Source organism: Octadecabacter sp. R77987 (assembly GCF_042466115.1).
Classification (GTDB): Bacteria; Pseudomonadota; Alphaproteobacteria; order Rhodobacterales; family Rhodobacteraceae; genus SW4.
The window spans coordinates 221,662-245,475 of the sequence record NZ_JAXHBQ010000001.1 but is presented as its reverse complement, the minus strand read 5'-3'; the positions used below and the strand labels follow the sequence as shown (position 1 = coordinate 245,475).

Genomic DNA, 23,814 nt, shown 5'->3' with positions numbered 1-23,814 from the left:
CAAAGGACCGCGCCATGACCGATACCCGCACCGAAACCGACAGCTTTGGCCCGCTCGAGGTGGAAAACACCCGCTATTGGGGCGCACAGACCCAGCGCAGCATCATGAATTTCCCGATCGGTTGGGAAAAACAGCCCGTGGCCATCGTGCGCGCCTTGGGCGTGATCAAAAAGGCCTGCGCGCAGGCGAACAAGGCATCCGGCAAGCTGGACGGCAAGCTGGCCGATGCCATCATCGCCGCGGCGGGCGAAGTGATCGACGGTAAACTCGATGATCATTTCCCGCTTGTCGTGTGGCAAACAGGGTCCGGCACCCAGTCGAACATGAACGCCAATGAAGTGATCGCCAACCGCGCCATTGAAATGCTGGGCGGTGTGATCGGGTCCAAAGACCCCGTTCACCCGAACGACCATTGCAACATGGGCCAGTCGTCCAACGATACCTTCCCCACCGCGATGCATATCGCCGCCGCGATGACCGTGCGTGATGTGCTGCTGCCGGGGCTGGATAAATTCGCGCAGGGGCTTGAGGCGAAATCGGACGAATTCAAGGACATCATCAAGATCGGCCGCACCCATACCCAGGACGCCACACCGCTGACACTGGGGCAGGAGTTTTCCGGCTACGCCGCGCAAATCCGCAACGGGATTGCGCGCATCAACCTTGCCCTGCCCGGCATTTACGAGTTGGCACAAGGCGGCACCGCCGTCGGCACCGGATTGAACACCGCCAAGGGGTGGGACACCACCGTGGCCGCGAACATGGCCGAAATCACCGGCCTGCCTTTTGTCACCGCGCCAAACAAATTCGAGGCTTTGGCCGCCCATGACGCGATGGTGTTCATGTCCGGCGCGATCAAGACCACCGCGATGGCTGCCTACAAAATCGCCAGCGACATTCGCCTGTTGGGGTCCGGCCCGCGCTCCGGCCTTGGCGAACTGATCCTGCCGGAAAACGAGCCCGGTTCGTCGATCATGCCCGGCAAGGTCAATCCGACACAGGCCGAAGCCATGACCCAAGTTTGCGCACATATCCTTGGCAATGACGCCGCGATCAGCTTTGCCGGATCACAGGGGCATTTTGAACTCAACGTCTATAACCCGATGATGGCCTATAACCTGCTGCAAAGCATGCAGCTGCTTGGTGACGTGGCCGACAGCTTCACCGAACGGATGCTGATGGGGATCGAGGCGAATGCGCCGCGCATCGACAAGCTGATGAAGGAAAGCCTGATGCTGGTCACGGCCTTGGCCCCGACGATTGGCTATGACAACGCCACCAAGGTCGCCAAAACCGCGCACAAGAACGGCACCACCCTGCGCGAGGAAGCGATTGCGCTGGGGTTCGTTGATGGCGAAACTTTTGATGCTGTCGTGCGCCCCGAGGATATGATCGGCCCGAAATGAAGCCTGTGAACCTGAACCACGCGCGCAAGGAAAAGGAGCGGGCCGCAAAGAAGGCCCGCGCCGATGCCAATGCGGTGAAGTTCGGGCGCACCAAGGCGCAACGGTTGCTCGATACGGCGCAATCGGATCAGGCGCGTGCGCGGCTGGATCAGTTGAAGTTCGAGGACGAATGACACGCCCCGAAAAGCACTCGCTCACCCTGCGCGGCCACCGCACATCGGTGTCGCTGGAGCCGGAATTCTGGGTGGCGTTTCGCGATTTGGCGCGCGCGCAGGGCAAAACCCTGAACGGCCTCGCGATTGAAATCGACGAAACACGCGGCGATGTTGGCCTTGCTTCGGCGATCCGCGTTTACGTGCTGAAAGCCGCCCAATCTAGCGGGGCGTGATCCGCAACCAGATGCCATCTTTCGCGCGCACAGTCAGGTGGGCCACGGGCACAGGTTCGCGCCCTTCCACCAGTTCAAACCGGTAGGCGCGCAGCAGCATCGACAGGATCAGCGGCCCCTCGACCATCGCAAACCCCGCGCCGGTGCACACGCGCGGACCGGCGGAAAACGGAATGTAGGCCTCGCGCTGGCATTTCTTGCCGTTTTCTGTGGCCCAGCGGGTCGGATCAAAGCCGTCAGGATTGTCCCACAAGCGTTCATGGCGGTGCAGGTGCCACGGGGACAGGACGATCTGCGATCCTTTCGGCACACCGCGGTCGCGAAACCGTTCAGGGCAGCCCGCCTCGCGCACCATCATCGGCACGGGCGGATAAAGGCGCAGGGCCTCGCGGAACACGTCCTTGGACAGACGCAGCTTGCCAACCAGCTTGAAATCGGGGCCGGTCAGCGCCTGCGCCTCCTTTGCCACACTGTCCTGCCAATCGGGATAAAGCGCCATCAGATAGAGCGTCCACGCCAGCGCACTTGCCGAAGTTTCATGCCCCGCGAGGAAAAATATCGCAACCTGATCGACCATTTCCTCGGTCGTAAACGTTTCGCCCGTCTGTGGATCGGGCGTGGTCATGATCTTGGTTGCCAGATCGTCGGGCGCTGTGCCCGCCTTGATCGCATCCATGCGCTGCGTCGTCAGTTGCGTGATCAGGGCGCGGATATCGCGCGCGGTGCGTTTGGTTTGCCCCTTGAAAAAGCGCGGAAACCAGCGGGGCACGGGGATAAAGGCCGCCAGGTTCAGGATTGGCTGGCTGCGCTGGTAGTCGCGAAATTTCGTGAACACATCGGCGGCGATTTCGTGCTCGATGGGAATGGAAAACAGCGTGCGGAAAATCACATCGGCGGCGGCATGGCTGGTTTCGGCCTCGACCTCGTGCGGGGTGCCGTCAGCCTGCGCGCCAAGGCGGTCAACCGCAGCCTGCGCGGCCGCATACATCGCGCCATATGTATCGCGTAGCCGCCCGCCCTCGAACGCGGGATCAATGATGCGGCGCTGGCGTTTCCAGACCGCGCCATTGGTCAGGAACACGCTGTCGCCCAGAAGCGGGCGCAACCCCGCGCCAATCCGGTCGGATTTGGGGAAATCATCGGGGCGGTCCTTTAGCACGGTCTGCACAAGCGTGGGATCATTGGCCATGAAGCTGCGAAAGAACGGCGTGCGGAATTCGGCCATCCAGGCGCGGTATAGCTTGGCAGGCTGGGCAGACAGGATATCGCTGCGAAACAGGCGCACATAGCGCCACAGCGACACCTTGTCGGGGCGCGCGGGCGGCTTGGGCGGGATCATGGGGCCACGCTCGTGTATTTCGAGGCGGGCACGTCGATCCGCGATTTGGATGGCGGACGGTCGCGATACCGGTCGGCCAAAGTGACTGGCCCCGCTGTAATCTGGAAATAATCGTAATCATTGGGGCGATCAAAGGCGCAAAGGTATTGAAAATGCAGGCGGAAAAACTTCCAGCGCAACTCCTTCCAGCGTTCCGGGCTCAGTGTCTGGGTAAAGGCCGCCGACATGATCAACGGCCACTTTTTCCCGTCCGGCGCGACACCGGACACAGCCACCGGATCGCACAGAGCAAAGGCGCAGCCATCGCCGGGGGCGGTCACATCGACCCACGTCAGTTCGTCACGCAGCGACAGGAACGCCAGATCGTTGCGTAGGCGGTGCGCCTCTCGCAAGAACGACACCATCGGCACAACTTGCCCCAGCGACAGGAACGCCAGCTTTGGCCCATCTGCCCGCACCCGTCCAGCGCGGATCAGATCGGCCAAAATCGACACAGCCAAATGCGCGCCGGATGAATGGCCAACGACCAGAACTTCGTCGGCGTCCGTTTCCAGCGCGGCGGCGATCGTATCGCCAAATTCGGCCATCCGCGCCTCAAGTTCGGGCGGGTTAGCACCGTTCCAATTGGCGGAATAGGCGTAGTCATGCATCAGGTAATAGGCGAAAAACCTGCCGTCCATGCGTTTGAACCAGCGCAATATCCACACCGCCAGCGCAAGGAAAATCGGCCACCAGATCAGGGAGTTGACCAGATCAGGGGCATCCCAGACCACGCCCAAGCCCGCCAGCGCCAGCCGCCCCACCTGTCCGCCGACAACCAGCGCCAGCAGCAGTTGCAACAACAACATCCCCACCGGATAAAGCGCGGCAATCACCGGCCCTTTGCGCAGCCACATCAGCCGGCGCAACGCCCCGCTGGTAATATAGGTCCATGCCGTGCGCGCCAGTTGCAGATAGGTCGCGCCGATGGTGTTGGACATGCTGTCGCGCACGATGTCGGACCAGACCAGCACATCGACATCCGCCTGCACCGGCGCGCCGATCTCGGCCTGCACATGCCAGCCATAGGCGCCGCCACCCTGTTTGGGGCTGATGCCAATCGCATAGCCGGAAATTTCGGCCTGCGCGGCGCTCTCCTTGCGGTAAAGCTCGCGGTAGCGGCGCGGATGAATCGGATCATAGCCGGGAATGTAAAACACCCGCCGCCTGCGCACCTGCATATTCAGATCAGCCTCACTCATACCGCCACCCTAAACAGGAACTTCGGCAAAAATAAGCCACAACACAAAGGCTTCTTTTGTTCAAAAATACCTCCGGGGGGCCGCAGGCGGGGGCAGCGCCCCCTGCGACATCAGCCCAGCACGGCCAGCGCCGGAAATGTTTCCAAAAGCCACCAGCTGAAGGCGGTGAACTGCCCTGTCAGCATCAACAGGCCGACGGTCCACAAAAGCAGGCCCGATATCCGCTCGATCCGCGCCATATGGCGTTTCATGAATGCCATTGGCCCCTTGAGGGCCGGAAAGAACGCGGCAACCAACAGGAACGGCACGCCAAGACCAAGGGCATAGAACGCCAGCAACACTGCGCCGCGCCAGAGGTCTGCCTCGGAAGCGGCCAGCCCCAGAATGGTGCCAAGGATCGGGCCCAAACAGGGTGTCCAGCCAAAAGCGAAAGCCAACCCCAGCACATAGGCCCCAAGGGCCGAGCCACCGCGATCCCCTGTTTCAACACGCGCTTCGCGGTCCAGAAACGGAATGCGGAAGATGCCGATGAAATGCGCGCCGAAGATCATGATCACCACGCCCGCGACCGTGATGAACCAGTCCTGCCAGGCCAGCAGCGCACGCCCCATCGCCGAAAACGCGAAGCCCAGCAGAATGAACACGGTCGACAGACCCAACACAAAGAAGGCGGCCGCAAGCAACACCCGCCCGCGTTTTGCGCCGCTGTCGTCCATGTCGCTGACCGACACACCGCCCATATAGGCCAGATAGGGTGGCACGATGGGCAAGACACAAGGGCTGAGAAACGACAGCACCCCCGCCATGATCGCGATGGCGATGGCAGGCAGCAGGGTTGCATCCAGCAATAGATCGGGCGTCAGCATCGGGTCTCCTTTCCCCCAGCTTTAGGGCAGCACGCGCGCGGCGTCACCTGTCAAACGGTCACAACTTGGTGGACAGTCTGTCACATGCGGCCTAATCGCTTGGGCATGACGCCTGATCAGGACATCGACGCGATTGGCTTGCTGTGCCCCCTGCCCGTGTTGCGCGCGCGCAAGGCGTTGCTGGGGCTGCAAGCGGGTCAGACCCTGCGCATCCTGGCGGACGATCCCGTGGCGGTGATAGATGTGCCGCATTTTTGCGATCAGGCGGGGCATGAATTGCTGTCAATGACCCAGGACGGGGCCGTGACTGCCTATCTGATCAGGCGTGGCCCATAAAAAGACCGCCACGCAGTGATGCGCAGCGGTCCTGATCTTGCTTTCGTCTGCCCTAGCGGCCCAGTGACCACCAGCCCTTGCGCTTGGGCTTGCCATCATCCGCGGCCTTGGCCGGTGCTGCGGGTTTTTCAGCCTTTGCGGCTTTCGCAGCCTTGGTCACTTTGGGTTCGGGCGCGGCGGCCTCGGCAACTTCGGCAACGTCGGCCGCCGGTTTGGCCTTGGCGCGGGATGCACGTTTGCGCGGTGCCTTGGGGGCTTCCTCGGCTGCCGGTTCGGCGACCGCCTCGGCGACCGGTTCGGCTGCTGGCTCGGGCTTTTTGCGGCTGCGCGTGGCGCGCTTTTTCACCGGCTTTTCAGCGGGTTCAGCGTCAGTGACCGCATCGGCTTCTACTACCGTTTCGGCCGGGGCCGCCTCGGCTGTGTCTTCGGCCTTGGGCTTGCGGCGCGTGCGGGTGCGCTTGGGCTTGGCAGGGGCGTCGTCTGCGGCCGCAACCTCGGCAGGTGCCTCTGCGGTTTTCACGTCATCGCCTTGTGCAGTGACATCGGCGTTTTCACCGTTCTGGTTATCGCCGTTGCCTTCACCATTGCCGCCGCCGCGCCGCCGCCGACGACGCCGACGGCGTTTCTTGGGTTGCCCTTCGCCGTCACCATTTTCAGGTGTGGCCTGTGACGCGTCGCGCGTCTGGGGCACGGTTTCCTCGGTCTCGTCATCTTCGACCACACCGGCCATCACCGCCGTATCGGACGAAATCACATTGACGGCAGGTTCGGCCACCGCGCGGCTGGCGGTCTTGAACTTTTCAATCGCAAAGTCCGGCGAGATCATGAAGGGATCAGCCTCGACCCGCACCGACAGCCCGTAACGGGCCTCGATGCCCAGCACGTGATCGCGTTTCTGGTTCATCAGATAGTTGGCGATGGCTGTGGGTGCCTTGACCAGCACTTCCTTACTGCGGCCGCGCACGCCTTCTTCCTCGATCTGGCGCAGGATCGACAGGGCAAGGTTGTCATCTGAGCGCAGCAGGCCCGTACCGTGGCAGTGGGCGCAGGGCTGGGTCGTGGCCTCGATCATGCCGGGGCGCAGGCGCTGACGCGACATTTCCATCAGGCCGAAACCGGAAATCCGGCCCACCTGAATGCGCGCGCGATCTGTTTTCAGCTTGTCCTTGAACCGCTTTTCGACTGCCGCGTTATTCTTGCGCTCGTCCATGTCGATAAAGTCGATCACGATCAGGCCCGCAAGGTCGCGCAGGCGCAACTGGCGCGCCACTTCGTCGGCGGCTTCCAGATTGGTCTTGGTCGCTGTCTGCTCGATGCTGCCTTCCTTGGTGGCACGGCCCGAGTTGACGTCGATGGCGACCAGCGCTTCGGTCACGCCGATCACGATATAACCACCCGACGGCAGTTGCACCGTGGGGTTGAACATGCCCGACAGGTAGCTTTCCACCTGATGACGGGCGAACAGCGGCATTGCTTCGGTATAGTTTTTCACGTTCTTGGCGTGGGACGGCATGATCATCTTCATGAAGTCCTTGGCGGTGCGATAACCACCCTCGCCCTCGACGATCACCTCGTCGATTTCCTTGGAATACAGATCGCGGATCGAGCGTTTGATCAGGTTACCTTCTTCATAGATCGGCGCGGGCGCTGTGGATTTCAGCGTCAGCTCGCGGATCTGTTCCCATAGGCGTTGCAGGTATTCGTAATCGCGCTTGATTTCGGTCTTGGTGCGCTGGCTGCCTGCCGTGCGCACGATCAGGCCGGCCCCCTCGGGCACGTCGATTTCGTTGGCGATTTCTTTCAGCTTCTTGCGGTCGGCAGCATTGGTGATCTTGCGCGAGATACCACCACCGCGCGCCGTGTTGGGCATCAGCACGCAGTAACGGCCCGCCAGCGACAGATAGGTGGTCAGGGCCGCGCCCTTGTTGCCGCGCTCTTCCTTGACGACCTGCACCAGAAGGATCTGGCGCACCTTGATCACTTCCTGAATCTTATAGCGCTTGGGGCGGGGTTTGCGCACGGGGCGCACATCTTCGCTGTCGTCCTCGTCGGCGACAACTTCGATGGATTCGTCCTTTTCGGCGGCGTCATCCATCGCGACATAGGGCTGTTCGTCATCATCTGACGCAGGCGTTTCCACAGGGGTTTCGCCAACGGTTTCCATCGGGCTGGCGCCTTCGTCCAGATCAATGGTTTCCATACCCGCGATATCGCCCGAGGTTTCATCCTCGGTCGTTTCAACGGGATCGGCGGAGGTTACGGCGTCCTGCCCTTCAGCCTCGGCGGCCTTGGGTTTGCGGCGGCGGCGCGACCGTTTGGGCTTGCTTTCCTCGGCTTCGGCTTCGGCCTTCTGCGCTTCGGCATAGGCCTTTTCCTCGGCGATCAGCGCTTGGCGATCGGCCACCGGAATCTGATAATAATCAGGGTGGATTTCGTTGAACGCAAGGAATCCGTGGCGGTTGCCGCCATAGTCGATGAACGCCGCCTGAAGCGAGGGTTCGACCCGTGTTACCTTGGCAAGGTAGATATTGCCCGCCAGCTGGCGGCGGGCTTGAGATTCAAAGTCGAATTCCTCGACTTTGTTTCCGTCCACGACCACGACCCGGGTTTCTTCCGGGTGGGTCGCATCGATAAGCATTTTCTTGGCCATGTTGTCCGATCACACGGCAGCATAAATCCCGCCGGGGGGCGCGATTGTCTGGCTGGCATGTCTATTAAGGGCGATTGGCGCAAAGGCACTGATGCAGGGCATTGCGCCCCGTTCACTTGTGCCTGTCGTTTGCGCGCGTTGCATCGCGTTTCTTCTCCGACCGCAGAAAACTGCGGCCCATTCAATGCCCGGCGCTTTGGTTGTCCAACAGCGCCCGCGGGCTGTTTATCTGGTCCCGTCAAATGACTTGAGGGACCACATTCTTGGTCTGACGAAGGGGCGACTGTGGCCGCGCGGCCTTTGGCAGAGAAACTCACCGGACTTTTGCGCAAAGCGTCATGGCAACCGTCCGTGGCTTATACATAGGGGAGGATGGGCGCATATTACAACGTCTAAGTGTGTCGCACAGGCAATTAGCGCGTGGCAACCGCGTGCAGGTCGTCAAATATCATCTTGGTAGAGGGGTATTGAACGGTCTGCGTTGCCTGCCCCCAAAAGAACGGCTGCGCCATGTCACGCTGCACGTTATGGCGGCGATAAAGCACGTCAGCGGTTGCGAAATCCAGTATTCCGTCAGCTGGCAAGACCACCAACATATGCACGCCTTTGCCCGACGCCGGCCAATGCGGCTTGCGATAATCGCCCGATTGCGGCACGCCGTAGTCGCGATAGATCGACAACCCGATATAGGCGTATTGATAAGGAAAATCCTGACCCGGGGCGCGCGTCACATCATAAAGACCGTCCCAAAGGTTATGGCGATCAATGGGTTGGCCAGAGCTGCCAAGCTGTAGGGCATATTCAACGCCGCCACTGTCCACCTTGGTTACAAAGGGAAAATCACCGAAATCACATTCCCAAGAACAGGTCACGCCCGCATGATTGCCCTCTTCGATATGCCACAAAGCACCGGGGGCCAAGGTGAGGGTGTCGGGGATAATCTCGTCAGGGGCAAATGCGGCGACTTCGCGTTGCAATTCCTGACGGTCCAGCCACCACGGCACGCAACTTGCCGCGATCACGCCTGCCGCTGCAAGCAGCCAACCCCACCATGCGCCCCGAAAGACGACTTTCGCGATCAGCACAATCAGGATTGCCGTCCCGATCAACGGCACGCCGTAGGTCAGGAAATACATGAAAAGATAAATCACTGCCACGCGCGGGACCGATCACCCCAGATAATCAGACCTTTGCAGGCCATACTTGGCCATCTTTTCGTTCAGGGTCCGGCGGGGCAAGCACAATTCGTCCATCACGTTGACGATGCTGCCCTTGTGGCGGCGCATGGTGTTGTCGATCAACATCCGTTCAAACGCATCGACGAAATCTTTCAGCGGCTTGCCCTCGGTGGTCATCGCGGGGCGGCTTTCGTCGTTGTCGGCCATCAGCAGCGATGCGATGGTGCCTGTGCCACGGCGGTTTTGCAGCACGGCGCGCTCGGCCACGTTGATCAGCTGGCGCACGTTTCCGGGCCACGGCGCTTGCAGCAGTTGCGCGGCTTCCTGCGCGCTGACCTGCGGTGCGTCGCAGCCGTATTCTTCGGCGAATTGTTCGCCCAAACGGGTGAACAGCGTCAGGATATCCTCGCCGCGCTGGCGCAGCGGTGGGACAGTGATGCGCAGGGCTGCAAGGCGGTAAAACAGATCGGCGCGCAGCTCGCTTTCGCAGGTCTTGCCTTCGTCTTGCAGGTTGCAGATCGCGACAATGCGGGTTTCGGCGGGCGTGCCCTGATCGTTGATTGCCTGCAGCAGGCGCGCCTGTGCGGTCGGCCCAAGAGATTCGATGTCTTCCAGCACCAGGGTGCCACCGCGGGCCTCTTCCATGGCCGGAATCGGATCGTCCTGCCCTGCGGGGCCGAACAGGCGCTTTTGCAGCGCGTCCTCGTCATAGGCCGAACAGCTGATCAGCACGAATTTCTTGCTGGCGCGTGCGCCCACGGCGTGCAGCGCATGGGCCACAAGGGTCTTGCCGGTGCCGGTTTCGCCCTCGACCAGCACATGGCCGTCGGCCTGCCCCAGATCAAGGATATCTTCCTTGAGGCGTTCCATCACCGGGCTGGCGCCGATCAGTTTCTTTATCAGGGCGCTGCCGTCAGACAATTCGCGGCGCAGTGCGCGGTTGTCCAGCGTCAGGCGGCGGACATTCGTGGCCTTCTTGGCCAGTTCGGTCATCCGGTCGGGGTTGAACGGCTTTTCCAGAAAATCGAACGCGCCGATGCGCATTGCCTCGACGGCCATCGGGACATCGCCGTGACCGGTGATCATGATCACTGGAAGAGTGCTGTCCACTCCCTTGAGTTTCTTGAGGAATTGCATCCCGTCCATGCCGGGCATCTTGATATCGCTGACTACCACGCCGGGATAGTCGGGGCCAAGGCCGCGCAGGGCTTCTTCGGCGCTGGCGAATGTTTCGGTGTCAAATCCCGACAGCGCCAACCACTGCGAAATCGAGTGACGCATGTCTTTTTCATCATCGACGATTGCGATCTTCATTGCCTGTGCCATTCGTCCACGCCCTATTCTGCTGCGGAAATCTCGCTCTCTTCTTTCCAGATAGGCAGGCGAACTTCAAATACAGCCCCCCCCGATGTGGCATTTCGGGCGGTTAATCGCCCACCCAAGTCGTTGACGATCCCCGAAGAAATGGCCAGTCCCAGCCCGACCCCGTCACCGGCCTGCTTGGTTGTGTAGAACGGCTCGAACAGCGCATCCAGATCGGCAATGCCTTCGCCATTGTCACGCACCGACAGCGTGACGGTTTCGCCCACCGCCAGAACGATATCAATCTGCGGGTCTTTGACGCCTTTGGTCGCATCAAGCGCGTTGCGCAACAGGTTGATGATCACCTGTTCATAGCGCATCCGGTCGCCGAAGATCATCGCCGGTTCGCTGGGCAGGGTGCGGGTGATGCTGACGTGGCGCTGGCGCAGTTGCGGCTCCATCATGCCAAGGGCCGAGGTCACGGCATCGCGCGTATCCACCGGTTCAAAGGTGTCGGCCCCCTTGCGGGCATAGGATTTCAGCTGTTTGGTGATCGCGCCCATCCGTTCGATCAGATCATCAATCCGCTGGAACGACGACAGCGCCTCGTCGGGGCGCTTGCGCGACAGCAACAGGCGCGCGCCCGCCAGATATGTTTTCATCGCCGCAAGCGGTTGGTTCAATTCGTGGCTGACGGCGGCCGACATTTCACCCAAAGCGGCCAGTTTTGAAGATTGCGCAAGGGTCTGTTCGGCCACCTCGAGAGTTTTTTCGACCTTTTCGCGCTCGGCAATCTCGCGCTGTAGCCGCTGGTTGAGCAGGCGCAGTTCGGCGGATTCCCGTTGGAACACGCGCATCCGCACTACAGATTTGCGCGATGTGAACCAGAAACCGGCCGCCAGCAGGATCGCGAACCCCATGATTTCAAGGGCCAGAACACTGTTCACCCGTTCGCGCACGCTGGCATAGGTGGTGAAACTGACCATGCGCCAGCCCTGAAACGGCACGCGGGCCTCGCGGCGCATGACACCTTCGCCCTGCAAATAGGCGTCAATCGGAAGCGAGGTCCAGTCCTGCGTCGCCTGCAACGCGCGCTGGATCGCTGACGGGGCGTCCTGACGGGCCAGCGCCTCGACTTCGGTCAGCCCGCGCCAGCGCCCTTCCGTGGTCAGGATGATCTGGCCCTGGCTGTCGGTCACGAAAACCGCATCCGAAATACCCGCCCAGCTGCGTTCCAGTTTGGCCAGATCAACCTCGACGGTGATCACCCCAAGAAAGACGCCCCCATCATCAAGCTTGCGCGAATAGGTAAAGGAATAGCCGGTGCTTTCGCGTTCCTGCACGCTGAACACGGTCGCGTTTGAACGCAATGCATCCGTAAAATAAGGCGCGCCACGGTGGGTTTCGCCCAGCCGGTTGCGATCTGTCGCGGCCACCGTGCGCCCGTCCACATCCAGCAACATCAGCGAGGCCGCGCCGATTTCATCGACAAACGACAGCAAGCGCTGGGTCGATTGCGAATAATCCCCGGAATTGAGCGCGCCGATCAAGGCCGGATCACGGGCCAGCAGTTGCGGAACGATGGAATTGCGCTGCAATTCGCTGATCAGGTTGGCCGAATAAAGCGCAAGGCGGATTTCAGCGCGGTTGCGGGTGTTTTCGGTAAACCGTTTGGTCAGCAGCTGGTTGGTGAAATAGATGACGCCGATCGCAACCAGACAGATCGCCACCAAAGCCAGCCGTTCGGCCCGCTTGCCGCGCGCCGCCAGCCGTGTGTCGGTGTCCGTGTTCTGCGCCATTTCACCAGCTTACGCCGCGCCACCCTTTCGGGCAACTAGCCAGTCACCAGCTGGTCGGCCAATCCGCGAAACATTGCCGCCCCGTCGGTGCCGCCATGGGCGGCTTCGGCGGCGCGTTCGGGATGGGGCATCATGCCCAGCACACGGCGGTTCGCGCTCAGGACACCGGCGATATCGGCCACCGATCCGTTGGGGTTGTCGGTATAGGTGAAGGCCACGCGATCATCGCCGCGCAAACGCGCCAGCGTGTCGGTATCAGCGAAGTAATTGCCATCATGGTGGGCGATGGGCACCTGCAGGGTGTCGCCGGCCCGATACCCTTGGGTAAAGGCGCTATCGGCGGTTTCAACCTGCAAACCAATCGTGCGGCAGATGTATTTCAGGTTCCGGTTGCGCAGCAACGCACCGGGCAGGATGCCGGTTTCGGTCAGCACCTGAAAGCCGTTGCACACCCCCAGCACAAACCCGCCACGATCCGCATGGGCCACCACGGCGCGACAAATCGGTGACTGTGCGGCAATCGCCCCGCAGCGCAGGTAATCACCAAAGGAAAACCCGCCCGGGATCGCCACGATATCAAGCCCCTGGGGCAGGTCCGCGTCCTTGTGCCAGATCATCTGCACATCCGCGCCTGCATCGCGCAGGGCCACGGCCATGTCACGATCACAGTTCGATCCGGGGAAAACGATGACGCCAGCTTTCATGTCGGGCTCCGTTATTGGCTAAAGTCGGTGATGACCGCCACGCCGGGCGGTGCAGGATGATCAAAGGCGGCCAGTTCGTCACTGACCTTGCCCAGCGCAATGCGCCGCGCGATCAGCGGCGTCAAGTCCACATGGCCCGCTTGAATGAAGTCAAGCAATGTCGGATAGCGCCACGCGGGCATCCCGCGCGTGCCGAAAATCGCCAGTTGGCCACCGTAAACCGCGTCCATCGGCAAGGCCATGGTGGCATGATCGCCCGCGGGCATCCCCACCTGCACCATACGTCCCAGTTTGCGCAGGGATTGCAGCGCAGGCACGGCGGTGGCGGCTATGCCCAAGGCCTCGATCGCGACATCGGCGCCGCCGCCCGTGATCTCGCGGATTTGTGCGACTGTGTCGCCCGCGCTGGCATCCACCACATGATCCACGCCCAGTGCCTGTGCATGGGCCAGCTTGTCGGCGACTGTATCCACCGCGATCACCCGCGCGCCCAATCCGCGCGCCAGCAGGGCCGCCGACAATCCCACGCCGCCCGTTCCAAACACCGCAACCCATTCACCCGCCTGCACCGCCGCGCGACCCGTCAAGGCCTGCCAGGCGGTCGTTACACGGCAGCCAAGGGCGGCGGCCAATGCGGGATCCATGCCGTCTGGCAGGGCCGCGAGGTTGGTATCGGCAAAGGGCACGGCGATCATTTCGGCAAAGGCGCCCTGGGCGGTAAAGCCGGGTAAAATCTGGCGGTCGCAAGTGGTTTGCTGGCCGCGCGCGCAGGCGGGGCATTGCCCACAGGCCAGAATGAAGGGCGCGATCACGCGATCCCCCATGCGCCAGCGCGTCACCCCCTGCCCCACGGCGACAACTTCACCGCAGTATTCGTGACCGGGGATATGGGGCAGCGTTACATCGGGGTCGGCCCCCGTCCAGACATGCCAATCAGACCGGCACACGCCGCAGGCCAGCAGGCGCAGGGTGACGCCACCAGCAGGCGCATCAGGTGTCGGCAGGTCCACAGCTTGGAGCGGCGCACGCCACTGATCAAGCTGCATCGCGCGCATCAGATCACCTCGATGCGGTAGCTTTCGATGACGGTATTGGCGAGCAGCTTTTCACACATATGCGTGACCGTGTCCTCGGTGGTGCCATCGGCCAGATCAAGCTCGATCACCTTGCCCTGACGCACGCCGTTGACGCCACCAAACCCCAGCGCGCCAAGGGCGTGTTGCACCGCCGCGCCCTGCGGGTCCAGAACCCCGTCTTTCAACATGACGTAAACCCGTGCTTTCATGGTCTCACCTTTATCTTCATCTTGGCATTACAACTCAAAATCCGACGTTTAGTTAATCAGCGTCGGTTTCGGCATTGTTGCGGTGTTCGTCGGCATCACACCCAATCGGCGCGCGACTTCGGTATAGGCGTCCGTGAGGTTGCCCAGATCGCGGCGGAACACGTCCTTGTCCAGCTTGTTGCCGGTTTCGAGATCCCACAGGCGGCAACTGTCGGGGCTGATTTCGTCGGCCACCACAAGGCGCTGGTAGTCGCCATCCCAGACGCGGCCCACTTCGATCTTGAAATCGACCAGCTTGATGCCGACACCGTGCATGACGCCGGACATGAAGTCGTTCACCCGCAACGCAAGCGCCACGATATCATCCATGTCCTGCTGCGTCGCCCAGCCAAAGGCGATGATATATTCTTCGGGGACCAGCGGATCGCCAAGGGAATCGTCCTTGTAGCTGAATTCGATGATCGGGCGGGGCAGCTGCGTGCCTTCCTCCATGCCCAACCGCGTGGCCATGGACCCGGCTGCATAGTTGCGCACGATCACTTCAAGCGGGATAATTTCGACGGCGCGGATCAGCTGTTCGCGCATATTGAGGCGTTTGATGAAATGGGTCGGCACGCCGATGGCGGCCAATCCGGTCATGAAAAATTCGGACAAGCGGTTGTTGAGCACACCCTTGCCATCAATCACGGCCTTCTTTTCACCGTTGCCTGCGGTGGCGTCATCCTTGAAGTATTGCACCAGCGTTCCGGGCTCGGGGCCTTCGTAAAGAATCTTGGCCTTGCCTTCATAGACCAGCTTGCGACGTGCCATGCATTGCTCCATCTGTCGCGGCGGCACCCCGGTGCGGGGCGCGGGGCAGCACGCGACTTAGGCCGCGTCATACGCCAAGCCCCCCTTGCGGGCAAGCGCCCAGCGGGGCATATCTGATGTAACGTTATTTCAACCAAGAGGTCCCCGCCCATGTCCACCTTTGATGACCGCGAACACGCCTTTGAAGCCAAGTTCGCCCATGACGCCGAAATGCAGTTCAAGGCCGAGGCCCGCTGCAACAAACTGCTGGGGCTTTGGGCCGCGGACTTGCTGGGCAAGACAGGCGAGGACGCCGCCGAATACGCCAAGGAAGTGGTCAAGGCCGACTTTGAAGAAGCGGGCCACGAGGACGTTTATCGCAAGCTGTTCGCCGATATCGGTGACAAGGCAGACGAGGCCACGATCCGCGCCAAGATGGCCGAATGCATGGCGCAGGCCAAGGCACAGCTTTTGCAAGAAATCTAAGATTTTCATAAACATGCGCGGCAAATCGCGCGGTTTTCAATGAAAAAATGCGGCGCATCGGGGTGATTACCCGGTGCGCCGCAATCGTGACGGGCGCTGTTAACGCGCCTTTCATCTGCGCGGCCTAAGGCTTGGCACGTGCCGGTGGACCGGCGTTTTCGGGGGGCCGGAATGACACAGAAATCTCACATGGACCCGCGCGCCAGGCCGCGCGCCACCGCCGGTAGCGACTGGCAAATCCTGGGCCGCCTGTTGCCCATCGCGGCACTTGTCGTGTTTGGCGTGATGCTGGCGCAACGGATGGGCGACATTGATACCGGTCATGTCTGGGCCAGCCTGCAGGCAACCACGCCCGCGCAGTGGGCGCTGTCGGGATTGGCGACTTTCGCCAGTTTTTGCGCGGTCGGGCAATATGACGCAGGGGTCCACAAGTTGATGGCCACGGGTGTGGCACCGGTGGATGCGCGCCGCGCGGGAATGCGCGCGATTGCCCTCGGGCAGACCCTTGGATTTGGCAGCCTGACGGGCGCCCTGGTGCGCTGGCGCTGCTTGCCCGCCCTTGGGCTGTGGCGCACAACGCAGATTTCGGTGCTGGTCAGCCTGTCGTTTCTGGCCGCTTGGGCGGTTGTGGCCGCGTTGATGGTGGCGCTGACCGGCCTGCCCCTTCCGGGCACAATGGCGCAAACCCTGTCGGGGGCGACAGCGCTGATCGGGCTTGCGGCCGTGGCGACCTTTTTCATGCTGCGCAAGACTGGTGCGCGCACCGGGCTTGGCGATCTGGGGGCGATGTTGCTTTGGTGCCTGATTGATACGGGCTGCGCCGCGCTTGCGCTTTATGTCCTTTTGCCCAGCGGTGTCGCGCCCGCACCTGCCCTGTTTTTCACGGCCTATCTGCTGGCGCTGGGAGCCGGGCTGCTGTCAAATGCACCCGGCGGGATCGGCGCGTTTGATCTGGCATTGCTGGCCTGCCTGCCGATGGTGGATGACGCGGCGGTGCTGGCAGCCTTGATCGCATTTCGCGTGACCTATTACGCTGTGCCGGCCGCGCTGGCCTTTGTGACATTGCTGCGCGCACCGCGCGCGGCGCAATCACTGATGCCCCTGCGTGGCCTGCCCCTTGCCCGCGCCCTTCAGGACCCGCCCCATCCCGAATGGGCGCTGTGCCAGCAAGGCGCATCCCTCTGGAGCGATGGGCAAAACGGCTGGATGGTGCAAGCTGTCATGGGGCACGCCTGCGCCATCGGTACGCCCAAGGGTGCCGCCGACCATACCGATATTGCGCGGATCGCGCGCCGATTGGGCCGCCGCCCTGCCTTGTATAAATGCGGCGCCGTCACGGCCCTGCGCGCGCGCCGCGCCGGATGGGCCGTGCGCCGGATCGGGGCCGAGGCGCTGATCACACCCGCGCAATGGTCGCTTGAGGGGCCGCAACACCGCCAGTTGCGCCGCAAACTGCGCCACGCCGAAAAGACCGTGACAATCAGCCAGCCCGCCACCCTGCCCATCGCCGAGATGCGCTTGCTGGCCCGCGCATGGGCGACGCGCCACGGTGGCGAAAAAGGCGTGTCGATGGGCCGGTTCGATCTGCACGCCCTGCGCGAACAACGGGTGTTTCTGGCCCATGCAGGTGAAACCCTGATCGGATTCGTCACCTTTCACACCAGCGCCGATGCGTGGTCGCTTGATTTGATGCGCCACGGCGATGATCTGCCCGATGGCACGATGCACGCGCTGATCGTGGCCGCGATCACGGCCGCGCAGCACGAAGGTATCGCCGCGCTTGGGCTTGCTGCCGCGCCGATTGGTCTGCCTGAAAGACTGGCGCGCCCTGCATCGGGGTTGATCCGCTTCAAACAAAGTTTCGCACCACGCTGGCAGCCGCTTTACCTTTGCGCGCCCAGCTGGATTGCCGTTTTGCGTGCCGGTCTGGTCCTAGCCTATGCCATTCACCACCCGCCGCGCCTGCGCGGCACATCGCTCGCCCGGCAGGATGATAATCTTTATGCAGAAAATACATTTGAAAACGGGGGCAACCCGTGTCATGGCCCTGTGGCAAATCTTACCGGCTGGGGCTGACCCTGGCCAAATGAACAGGCCGCCAGATCATGACAAACGCCCTTTCCCGCCTGCTTGAAACCCGCGACTGGCTGTTGGCCGATGGCGCGACAGGCACGAACCTTTTCAACATGGGGTTGATGTCGGGTGACGCGCCCGAAATGTGGAATGAACAGCACCCCGACCGGATTACCGCGCTTTACAAAGGGGCCGTCGATGCGGGGAGCGACATTTTCCTCACCAACAGCTTTGGCGGCAATGCCTCGCGCCTGAAACTGCACGGGGCCGAAGCGCGCGTCCATGCTCTGAACCGCATCGCCGCCGAAATCGGCCGCGACGTTGCCGACAAGGCCGGCCGGCCGGTTGTCGTGGCCGGATCAGTGGGCCCGACCGGTGAAATCATGGCGCCCATGGGCACGCTGACCCATGAACGCGCTGTGGAATTGTTCCACGAACAGGCCGAGGGGCTGAAAGCAGGCGGGGCCGATGTCCTTTGGGTCGAAACGATCAGCGCCGCCGAGGAATTCATCGCCGCAAGCGAAGCTTTCGCGCTGGCCGACATGCCCTGGTGCGGCACCATGAGCTTTGACACGGCCGGGCGCACGATGATGGGGCTGACCAGTGCCGACATGGTCAAGATGGTCGGCAAGCTGGCCCATAACCCCTTGGCATTCGGGGCAAATTGCGGCACAGGCGCGTCCGATCTGATGCGCACGATCCTGGGCTTTGCCGCCGTGGGACCGGAACAGCCGGTCATCGCCAAAGGCAACGCCGGCATTCCGAAATACCACGATGGCCACATCCACTATGATGGCACGCCTGCGCTGATGGCCGATTACGCGGTCCTGGCGCGCGATGCGGGGGCGACGATCATCGGCGGGTGCTGTGGCACCATGCCCGAACACCTGCGCGCCATGCGTGACGCCCTTGAAACACGTCCCGCAGGTCCGCGTCCGACACTGGACCAGATCACCACGCAGCTTGGCGCGTTTTCCTCGGCTTCGGACGGCACCGACGGGGCCGGCCCCGTGCGCGCACCCCGCCGCGGTCGACGCCGCGGCTAGAACAGTGCCAATTGATCACCCGCCCGCGGCGGCACCGCAAACAGATCGTTGCGCAGCGGCGCAAGTTTGCGATCCAGACCCAGCCGCGCCGTCGCAACCCTGACCCGCCCGCGCAACAGCGCCGCCCATTCACCCGCCCCGTCATGCGTGTGCCAAAGGCCGGATCGTAATCCTTGCCGCCATGCAGGTCGCGCACACGGTTCATGATCCGCGCCGCGCGGTCGGGAAAATGCGCCTGCACCCATTCGGCAAACAGCGGCGCCACCTCGCGCGGGAGGCGTAGCACAATCGAGCTGGCCGAGACCGCGCCCGCATCCGCGCAAGCCGCCAAGATCCCCTCGACCTCGTGATCGGTCAGCCCCGGCACCACCGGCGACACCATCGCACGCACCGGTATCCCCGCCTCGGCAAGGCGCTGGATCGTGGCCAGCCGTCGCTTGGGCGCGGGCACACGCGGCTCCATCAGGCGCGACACGCGCGCATCCAGACTGGTAAGCGAAATGCCGACCCGCAACAGCCCCTTTGCTGCCATCGGCGCCAGAAGATCAATGTCGCGTTCAATCAGAACACCCTTGGTGACAATCGCCAGCGGGTGATTGAAGTCCGCCAGAACCTGCACCAGCGCGCGCATGATTTCATACGACTTTTCAATCGGTTGATAGGGGTCCGTATAGGTGCCAATCGCCAGTGTATCGGGCACATACCCTTTGCGCGACAGTTCTTCGCGCAGCCGGTCGGGGGCGGTGGGGCGTGCCACCAGCTGCGTCTCGAAATCAAGACCCGGCGACATCCCCAGATAGGCATGACCGGGGCGCGCGTAACAGTAGATGCAGCCGTGTTCGCACCCGCGATAGGGATTGACCGACCGGTCAAACGACAGATCGGGCGAGGTGTTGCGCGAAATGGCACGGCGCGGCGTTTCTATGCGCACTTGGGTGCGCAGGGGCGGCAAATCATCATCGCGCGCCCAGCCGTCATCCACCGCCTCGCGGGCGTAGGGTTCGAACCGGTTGGTGGCGTTGCTTTGCGCTGCGCGCCCAAGGGCGGCACCGTGCAAGGGGGGCGGTGCATGGGACATGACAAAAATTTAGAACATAACGGGAACAAATGAAAGCGCCACATCACAAATCCACACATTTTTCATTTGCATCAAAGTCGGTCACGGTTCAGGCAGTGTCGCAATCGGTTCAGCCAGTTGCGACGTTTCGGCGCAATTCTGACCCCCAAGAAACACCCATGCGGGAGCAACCCATGTCCGAAGACGATGACATCATTCTAAGCGAACTCAACGACGAGGACCTTGTCGCGCAGATGTTCGACGACCTTTATGATGGCCTCAAGGAAGAGATCGAGGAAGGCGTCCACATCCTGCTTGAACGCAAGTGGGAGCCCTACCGCATCCTGACCGAAGCGCTTGTCGGTGGCATGACAATCGTCGGCCACGATTTCCGCGACGGCATCCTGTTCGTGCCCGAAGTGCTGCTGGCCGCCAACGCGATGAAGGGCGGGATGTTCATCCTCAAGCCGCTTCTGGCTGAAACCGGCGCGCCCCGTGTGGGCAAGATGGTGATCGGCACCGTCAAGGGCGACATCCATGACATCGGCAAGAACCTGGTGGGCATGATGATGGAAGGTGCGGGCTTTGAAGTGGTTGATCTGGGGATCAACAACGCGGTCGAGGCCTACCTCGAAGCGCTCGAGGCCGAACAGCCCGATATCCTCGGCATGTCCGCCCTGCTGACCACGACCATGCCCTACATGAAGGTCGTGATCGACACGATGGTCGAAAAAGGCATCCGTGAAGATTACACGGTGCTGGTCGGCGGTGCGCCCCTGAACGAAGAATTCGGCAAGGCCATCGGTGCAGACGCCTACTGCCGTGACGCCGCCGTCGCCGTGGAAACCGCCAAGACATTCATGGCACGCAAGCACAATCAGGGTGCCAGCGCCTAGGACACGGCCGCATTTGCAAAGATCGGCCCCGTGTCACATGCTGGCGCGGGGCCTTTTTCTTGGGGGATCATGATGCAACCCGACGACAACAGCCTGACCCGAACAGGCCTTGCCCCCCAGGGGCAGGGCCGGGTGTTGCTGCTGGCTTGCGGCGCGCTGGCCCATGAAATCCTTGCGCTGAAATCGACGAACGGCTGGGATCATCTGGATTTACAGTGCCTGCCGGCGATCTTTCACAACACGCCTGACAAAATCACCCCCGCAATTGCAGCGGCCGTGACAAAACACCGTGACGCCTACGACGACATCTTTGTCGTCTATGCCGATTGCGGCACGGGCGGACAATTGTTGGAAAAGTGCAAGGAACTGGGCGTTGAAATGGTCAAGGGCCCGCATTGCTATTCGTTTTTTGAAGGCAACGATGCTTTTGCCGCGCGCGACGAAATCACCGCCTTCTACCTCACCGACTTTCTCGTGCGCCAGTTTGATGCCTTTGTGTGGAAACCCCTGGGCCTTGATCGCCACCCGGACCTGCGCGACATGTATTTCGGCAATTACGAAAAACTGGTCTATCAGGCACAAACCGATGACCCTGCCCTGACAGCCAAAGCCAAAGACTGCGCGGCCCGCCTTGGCCTTGCATTTGAACGCCGCGCGACAGGCTACGGCGATCTGGCCACCACCCTTGCCGCGATCCCGCGCACCTGACTTCTTTTGTTCAAAAATACTCCGGGGGAGTCCGCAGGACGGGGGCAGCGCCCCCCGCAAATATCATGCCTGCGCAGCAGCCAGTTTGATCCGTTCGACCATTGCACGCAGCCCGTTGGAGCGTTGCGCCGACAAATGATCGTTCAGCCCCAACCGCCCCAGTTCGGCCCGGGCGTCGATCGCGCCCACCTCGCCTACCGGCACCCCGTTGTAAAGTGCGGCCAGCACCGCGATCAGCCCGCGCACGATCATCGCGTCGCTGTCACCGCGAAAGGTGAACACGCCGTCATCGGTGTTGGGCAGCAACCACACCTGCGAGGCGCAGCCGTCAACTTTGGTCGCGGGCACCTTGAACGCATCCTCCAGCGGGTCCAGCGCGCGCCCCAGATCAATCACATGGCGATAGCGGTCTTCCCAATCGTCAAGGAACTCAAAGGTTTCCGCGATTTCTTCAAAGTTTTCGGTGGCCATGCCTGTCCCCTTTTGCCTGCCCCTGATTTAGGGACTGCGCGGCCCGAGGTCCAGTGCGTGCTTTTCAAGCGCGCGCTGATCGGCTAGCAATTGGCAAAGCGAATTGAAGGTCCATATCATGATCCGTCCCCTGCTCCTTTCGGCTGCGATTGCCCTGACCGTTTCGGGATGCGCACGCATCGCGGAGTCGCGCCTGAACCCGATGAACTGGTTCGGGCGCAGCACCGTGGAAACCACAGCCCCTACTGAGGTGCGCCCGTTGGTGCCCGAAGCGCGGCGCACGCAGGTTGTCGAGGGGCGCCAACTGGTGCAAAGCGTGGCCGCCATGCGGATTGACCGCACACCGGGGGGCGCCATCGTGCAGGCCACGGGCGTGGCGGCGACACAGGGGTATTTCAACGCGCAACTGGTGCTGGCCAGTATTGAAAACGGCGTGATGACACTGGATTTCCGCGCCGAAGTGCCCGCCGGGTTTCAGGCCATCGGCCCGGAACGGTCACGCCGGATTGATGCGGCCTTTACCCTCAGCGCCGCCGAACTGGCGGGCATCCGCACGGTGCGTGTGCAGGGTGCACAGAACGCGCGCACCGCGCGGCGCTAGTCCAGATTGACAGCAACCACGTTGCCGCCTTTGGCGGCCAGCGCCACCTTGCCTTCGCACAGGCGCAGGGCATCATCGCCAAACACCTCTTTGCGCCAGCCTTTCAGGGCCGCAACATCGCGTTGCCCCGCGGCGATCAGATCAAGCTCTGATGCGTTGGCAATCAGTTTCTGCGCCACCCCTTCGCCCTCGGCCTTGGCCTTGAGAAGCACACGCAGCAGGTCGGCCAAAGCGGGGTTCACCTGCAGCTTTTCGCGCGACCGGTCCGGGGTTGGCATGTCTTCGGGGCGGGTATTGATCCCGGCCTGCACGGCCTCCAGAATACCGGCGGCGATATCGCCACGCCGCGCCTCGCGCAGCAGCAGGCGCGCGCGGCCAAGATCCTGTTCACTGGCCGGTTTGGTCGAGGCAAGCTCGACAAGGGCATCATCCTTGAACACCCGCGTGCGCGGCACATCGCGCGACTGCGCGTAAGATTCGCGAAACCGTGCCAGTTCGCGCACGATCGCCAGAAACTTGCCGGAATTTGTGCGGGTCTTGACCCGCTCCCACGCGCGATCCGGGTCGGCGCGGTAGGTTTCGGGCGCGTTCAGGATCGCCATTTCTTCGGCCACCCATTTGTGGCGGCCCGATTTGGCAAGTTCCGCGGACAGAAATTCGTAAACGCCACGCAGGTGGGTCACATCGGCCAGCGCATATATCTTTTGCGCATCCGTCAGGGGGCGGCGCGACCAGTCGGTAAAACGCGAGGATTTATCGACCTGTTCGCGCACGATCTTGCGCACTAGGGTTTCATACCCCACCTGTTCGCCAAAGCCGCAGACCATCGCCGCAACTTGGGTGTCAAAAAGGGGTTCGGGGATAACCCCTTTATCTACATAGAAAATTTCAAGGTCCTGGCGCGCCGCATGGAAGACTTTGACAACGCCATGATCGGCAAACAGTTCATAAAGCGGATCAAGCGACAGCCCCTCCGCCAGCGGGTCAACCAGCACGGCATCGTCCTTGCCATCGCCCGCGAAGGCCAGTTGGATCAGGCACAATTTTGAATAATAGGTGCGTTCGCGCAGGAACTCGGTATCGACCGTCACATAGGGGAACGCGGCCGCCCGCGTGCAAAATTCCGCAAGATCGTCAGTCGTTGTGATGGTTTTCATAAGGGCCTGTTCCGCTGCGCGTTTTCCCAGTGATAG

At 62.0% G+C, this 23,814-nt stretch carries 23 protein-coding genes and 1 pseudogene; 10 read left to right on the top strand and 14 right to left on the bottom strand.

The features are described from left to right. Positions 1-14 precede the first annotated feature (14 nt). From fumC to SJY21_RS01225, 3 genes are read left to right on the top strand one after another with little or no spacing between them, the layout of a single operon-like run. Positions 15-1,406 carry a class II fumarate hydratase gene (fumC, locus tag SJY21_RS01235; protein ID WP_377505027.1) on the top strand — a complete coding sequence of 464 codons (1,392 nt, stop codon included), beginning with the start codon at positions 15-17 and terminating at the stop codon, positions 1,404-1,406. Then, a complete protein-coding gene (locus SJY21_RS01230) occupies positions 1,403-1,579 on the top strand; it encodes a DUF4169 family protein (protein ID WP_377505024.1) in 177 nt (58 codons plus the stop codon). The genes fumC and SJY21_RS01230 overlap by 4 nt, the downstream gene beginning before the upstream one ends. Then, a complete protein-coding gene (locus tag SJY21_RS01225; RefSeq protein ID WP_377505021.1) occupies positions 1,576-1,794 on the top strand; it encodes a ribbon-helix-helix domain-containing protein in 219 nt (72 codons plus the stop codon). The genes SJY21_RS01230 and SJY21_RS01225 overlap by 4 nt, the downstream gene beginning before the upstream one ends. Here SJY21_RS01225 and SJY21_RS01220 read toward each other — a convergent pair. The 3 genes from SJY21_RS01220 to SJY21_RS01210 form a co-directional block, all read right to left on the bottom strand. Continuing rightward, positions 1,781-3,133, bottom strand: a complete 1,353-nt coding sequence (locus tag SJY21_RS01220) for a cytochrome P450 (protein ID WP_377505018.1) — start codon at positions 3,131-3,133, stop codon at positions 1,781-1,783. The genes SJY21_RS01225 and SJY21_RS01220 overlap by 14 nt on opposite strands. Beyond that, complete coding sequence (locus tag SJY21_RS01215; RefSeq protein WP_377505015.1) at positions 3,130-4,374, bottom strand: hypothetical protein; 1,245 nt, start codon at positions 4,372-4,374, stop codon at positions 3,130-3,132. The genes SJY21_RS01220 and SJY21_RS01215 overlap by 4 nt, the downstream gene beginning before the upstream one ends. A gap of 110 nt (positions 4,375-4,484) precedes the next feature. Further along, on the bottom strand, positions 4,485-5,240 hold the full coding sequence (locus tag SJY21_RS01210) for a cytochrome c biogenesis CcdA family protein (RefSeq protein WP_377505012.1): 756 nt from the start codon (positions 5,238-5,240) through the stop codon (positions 4,485-4,487). An 84-nt stretch (positions 5,241-5,324) separates the two neighbouring features. Here SJY21_RS01210 and SJY21_RS01205 point away from each other — a divergent pair, with 84 nt between their 5' ends. Beyond that, the gene (locus SJY21_RS01205; protein WP_377505009.1) at positions 5,325-5,576 is read left to right on the top strand and encodes a sulfurtransferase TusA family protein; all 252 of its coding nucleotides are present in this window, start codon (positions 5,325-5,327) and stop codon (positions 5,574-5,576) included. Positions 5,577-5,628: 52 nt separating this feature from the next. Here the strand turns inward: SJY21_RS01205 and SJY21_RS01200 are convergent, their stop codons facing one another. From SJY21_RS01200 to purC, 8 genes are all read right to left on the bottom strand, one after another. Then, a complete protein-coding gene (locus tag SJY21_RS01200; protein ID WP_377505006.1) occupies positions 5,629-8,226 on the bottom strand; it encodes a ribonuclease E/G in 2,598 nt (865 codons plus the stop codon). A 413-nt stretch (positions 8,227-8,639) separates the two neighbouring features. Continuing rightward, the gene (locus SJY21_RS01195; RefSeq protein ID WP_377505003.1) at positions 8,640-9,377 is read right to left on the bottom strand and encodes a hypothetical protein; all 738 of its coding nucleotides are present in this window, start codon (positions 9,375-9,377) and stop codon (positions 8,640-8,642) included. Between the two features lie 18 nt (positions 9,378-9,395). Then, positions 9,396-10,730 (bottom strand): sigma-54-dependent transcriptional regulator, encoded by a 1,335-nt coding sequence (locus SJY21_RS01190; protein WP_377505000.1) that lies wholly within the window; start codon positions 10,728-10,730, stop codon positions 9,396-9,398. Positions 10,731-10,741: 11 nt separating this feature from the next. Next, positions 10,742-12,505, bottom strand: a complete 1,764-nt coding sequence (locus SJY21_RS01185; RefSeq protein WP_377504997.1) for an ATP-binding protein — start codon at positions 12,503-12,505, stop codon at positions 10,742-10,744. A gap of 35 nt (positions 12,506-12,540) precedes the next feature. Continuing rightward, positions 12,541-13,209, bottom strand: a complete 669-nt coding sequence (gene purQ / locus SJY21_RS01180) for a phosphoribosylformylglycinamidine synthase subunit PurQ (RefSeq protein WP_377504994.1) — start codon at positions 13,207-13,209, stop codon at positions 12,541-12,543. An 11-nt stretch (positions 13,210-13,220) separates the two neighbouring features. Next, positions 13,221-14,264 carry a zinc-dependent alcohol dehydrogenase family protein gene (locus tag SJY21_RS01175; protein ID WP_377504992.1) on the bottom strand — a complete coding sequence of 348 codons (1,044 nt, stop codon included), beginning with the start codon at positions 14,262-14,264 and terminating at the stop codon, positions 13,221-13,223. Beyond that, positions 14,264-14,494: a phosphoribosylformylglycinamidine synthase subunit PurS gene (gene purS, locus SJY21_RS01170; RefSeq protein WP_377504989.1), complete on the bottom strand. Its 231-nt coding sequence runs from the start codon at positions 14,492-14,494 to the stop codon at positions 14,264-14,266. Before purS ends, SJY21_RS01175 begins: the two co-directional genes overlap by 1 nt. Positions 14,495-14,542: 48 nt before the next feature. Continuing rightward, on the bottom strand, positions 14,543-15,304 hold the full coding sequence (purC, locus tag SJY21_RS01165) for a phosphoribosylaminoimidazolesuccinocarboxamide synthase (protein WP_377504987.1): 762 nt from the start codon (positions 15,302-15,304) through the stop codon (positions 14,543-14,545). Positions 15,305-15,454: 150 nt separating this feature from the next. On the opposite strand from purC, the gene SJY21_RS01160 reads away from it, so the two are divergent. The 3 genes from SJY21_RS01160 to bmt all read left to right on the top strand — a co-directional run bounded on the left by SJY21_RS01160 (position 15,455) and on the right by bmt (position 18,888). Then, a complete protein-coding gene (locus SJY21_RS01160) occupies positions 15,455-15,769 on the top strand; it encodes a DUF1476 domain-containing protein (RefSeq protein WP_377504984.1) in 315 nt (104 codons plus the stop codon). A gap of 171 nt (positions 15,770-15,940) precedes the next feature. Further along, entirely contained in the window at positions 15,941-17,845 is a 1,905-nt protein-coding gene (locus SJY21_RS01155) for a phosphatidylglycerol lysyltransferase domain-containing protein (protein ID WP_377504981.1), read from the top strand. Between the two features lie 29 nt (positions 17,846-17,874). Continuing rightward, entirely contained in the window at positions 17,875-18,888 is a 1,014-nt protein-coding gene (bmt, locus tag SJY21_RS01150) for a betaine--homocysteine S-methyltransferase (RefSeq protein ID WP_377504978.1), read from the top strand. On the opposite strand, the pseudogene SJY21_RS01145 reads toward bmt, so the two are convergent. Continuing rightward, positions 18,885-19,966: pseudogene (locus SJY21_RS01145) on the bottom strand (PA0069 family radical SAM protein). The gene bmt and the pseudogene SJY21_RS01145 sit on opposite strands and share 4 nt — an antisense overlap. Before the next feature lie 173 nt (positions 19,967-20,139). Here SJY21_RS01145 and SJY21_RS01140 point away from each other — a divergent pair. Together SJY21_RS01140 and SJY21_RS01135 are read left to right on the top strand one after the other, a co-directional pair. After that, positions 20,140-20,841, top strand: a complete 702-nt coding sequence (locus tag SJY21_RS01140; protein ID WP_377504975.1) for a corrinoid protein — start codon at positions 20,140-20,142, stop codon at positions 20,839-20,841. A gap of 72 nt (positions 20,842-20,913) precedes the next feature. After that, a complete protein-coding gene (locus tag SJY21_RS01135) occupies positions 20,914-21,549 on the top strand; it encodes a DUF1638 domain-containing protein (RefSeq protein WP_377513100.1) in 636 nt (211 codons plus the stop codon). Positions 21,550-21,612: 63 nt separating this feature from the next. Here SJY21_RS01135 and SJY21_RS01130 read toward each other — a convergent pair whose 3' ends face one another. Beyond that, positions 21,613-22,020, bottom strand: coding sequence for a SufE family protein (locus tag SJY21_RS01130; protein ID WP_377504972.1), 408 nt, complete (start codon positions 22,018-22,020; stop codon positions 21,613-21,615). Positions 22,021-22,138: 118 nt separating this feature from the next. Here SJY21_RS01130 and SJY21_RS01125 point away from each other — a divergent pair, with 118 nt between their 5' ends. After that, complete coding sequence (locus tag SJY21_RS01125) at positions 22,139-22,621, top strand: hypothetical protein (RefSeq protein ID WP_377504970.1); 483 nt, start codon at positions 22,139-22,141, stop codon at positions 22,619-22,621. Here SJY21_RS01125 and rnd read toward each other — a convergent pair. Next, a complete protein-coding gene (gene rnd, locus SJY21_RS01120; protein ID WP_377504968.1) occupies positions 22,618-23,778 on the bottom strand; it encodes a ribonuclease D in 1,161 nt (386 codons plus the stop codon). The genes SJY21_RS01125 and rnd overlap by 4 nt on opposite strands. Positions 23,779-23,814 lie beyond the last annotated feature (36 nt).

What these genes read in the sequence shown, in the direction of transcription:
- purQ (WP_377504994.1), bottom strand. Translation starts at nt 13,209, where the DNA reads ATGAAAGCTGGCGTCATCGTTTTCCCCGGATCGAACTGTGATCGTGAC.
- bmt (WP_377504978.1), top strand. Translation starts at nt 17,875, where the DNA reads ATGACAAACGCCCTTTCCCGCCTGCTTGAAACCCGCGACTGGCTGTTG.
- SJY21_RS01135 (WP_377513100.1), top strand. Translation starts at nt 20,914, where the DNA reads ATGCAACCCGACGACAACAGCCTGACCCGAACAGGCCTTGCCCCCCAG.
- purS (WP_377504989.1), bottom strand. Translation starts at nt 14,494, where the DNA reads ATGAAAGCACGGGTTTACGTCATGTTGAAAGACGGGGTTCTGGACCCG.
- fumC (WP_377505027.1), top strand. Translation starts at nt 15, where the DNA reads ATGACCGATACCCGCACCGAAACCGACAGCTTTGGCCCGCTCGAGGTG.
- SJY21_RS01175 (WP_377504992.1), bottom strand. Translation starts at nt 14,264, where the DNA reads ATGCGCGCGATGCAGCTTGATCAGTGGCGTGCGCCGCTCCAAGCTGTG.
- SJY21_RS01200 (WP_377505006.1), bottom strand. Translation starts at nt 8,226, where the DNA reads ATGGCCAAGAAAATGCTTATCGATGCGACCCACCCGGAAGAAACCCGG.
- purC (WP_377504987.1), bottom strand. Translation starts at nt 15,304, where the DNA reads ATGGCACGTCGCAAGCTGGTCTATGAAGGCAAGGCCAAGATTCTTTAC.
- SJY21_RS01205 (WP_377505009.1), top strand. Translation starts at nt 5,325, where the DNA reads ATGCGGCCTAATCGCTTGGGCATGACGCCTGATCAGGACATCGACGCG.
- SJY21_RS01130 (WP_377504972.1), bottom strand. Translation starts at nt 22,020, where the DNA reads ATGGCCACCGAAAACTTTGAAGAAATCGCGGAAACCTTTGAGTTCCTT.
- SJY21_RS01140 (WP_377504975.1), top strand. Translation starts at nt 20,140, where the DNA reads ATGTCCGAAGACGATGACATCATTCTAAGCGAACTCAACGACGAGGAC.
- SJY21_RS01125 (WP_377504970.1), top strand. Translation starts at nt 22,139, where the DNA reads ATGATCCGTCCCCTGCTCCTTTCGGCTGCGATTGCCCTGACCGTTTCG.
- rnd (WP_377504968.1), bottom strand. Translation starts at nt 23,778, where the DNA reads ATGAAAACCATCACAACGACTGACGATCTTGCGGAATTTTGCACGCGG.
- SJY21_RS01155 (WP_377504981.1), top strand. Translation starts at nt 15,941, where the DNA reads ATGACACAGAAATCTCACATGGACCCGCGCGCCAGGCCGCGCGCCACC.
- SJY21_RS01210 (WP_377505012.1), bottom strand. Translation starts at nt 5,240, where the DNA reads ATGCTGACGCCCGATCTATTGCTGGATGCAACCCTGCTGCCTGCCATC.
- SJY21_RS01185 (WP_377504997.1), bottom strand. Translation starts at nt 12,505, where the DNA reads ATGGCGCAGAACACGGACACCGACACACGGCTGGCGGCGCGCGGCAAG.
- SJY21_RS01230 (WP_377505024.1), top strand. Translation starts at nt 1,403, where the DNA reads ATGAAGCCTGTGAACCTGAACCACGCGCGCAAGGAAAAGGAGCGGGCC.
- SJY21_RS01160 (WP_377504984.1), top strand. Translation starts at nt 15,455, where the DNA reads ATGTCCACCTTTGATGACCGCGAACACGCCTTTGAAGCCAAGTTCGCC.
- SJY21_RS01190 (WP_377505000.1), bottom strand. Translation starts at nt 10,730, where the DNA reads ATGGCACAGGCAATGAAGATCGCAATCGTCGATGATGAAAAAGACATG.
- SJY21_RS01215 (WP_377505015.1), bottom strand. Translation starts at nt 4,374, where the DNA reads ATGAGTGAGGCTGATCTGAATATGCAGGTGCGCAGGCGGCGGGTGTTT.
- SJY21_RS01220 (WP_377505018.1), bottom strand. Translation starts at nt 3,133, where the DNA reads ATGATCCCGCCCAAGCCGCCCGCGCGCCCCGACAAGGTGTCGCTGTGG.
- SJY21_RS01225 (WP_377505021.1), top strand. Translation starts at nt 1,576, where the DNA reads ATGACACGCCCCGAAAAGCACTCGCTCACCCTGCGCGGCCACCGCACA.